This window comes from Vibrio sp. 1078-1, from assembly GCF_033340475.1.
The window spans coordinates 1-534 of the sequence record NZ_JAWOWM010000815.1 but is presented as its reverse complement, the minus strand read 5'-3'; the positions used below and the strand labels follow the sequence as shown (position 1 = coordinate 534).

General features: G+C 50.2%; 1 pseudogene. It reads right to left on the bottom strand.

Annotation, left to right across the window (positions count from 1 at the left end):
* A pseudogene (locus tag R7190_RS30240) lies at positions 1-534 on the bottom strand (electron transport complex subunit RsxC); the annotation flags it as partial.

The window sequence follows — 534 nt, the reverse complement described above, 5'->3', positions numbered from 1 at the left end:
TTCAGTTTCTTGCTGCGCTTTGCGCGCTTTTGCTCGAGCAATAGCAGCGGCTACTGCGGCTTTTTTATCTTCTGGCTCTTCAGATGCGTTTTCTTCCTGCTGAGCTTTTTTCGCTTTCGCGCGCGCGATTGCTGCAGCAACTGCGGACTTTTTATCATCAGCATTGTTAGCAGGGGTTTCGCTTTGTTCTTTTTCTGCTTTACGTTCACGAGCAAGACGCTTGCGCTCTTCACGCAGTTTTGCCATTTCGGAGTTGTCAGGCTCAGTTGCACCAACTTTTGCTGCTGCGGCTTGCTTCGCTTTTGCTTTGGCAATGGCAGCCGCGACAGCAGGTTTAACTGCTGGCTCAGCTTTATTCTCTTCGTTCGATTTTTGTGCTTTAACACGAGCAATGGCTGCGGCGATAGCATCATCACCACCGGTTGACTTCATCTCTTTTCGACGGTCATCCGCGGCTTTCTTGAAGCGGTTCTCACGTTCTGCTTTTTCGCGTTCCATACGCGCTTTTTTCTCTTCGAAGCGCAGTTTCGCACG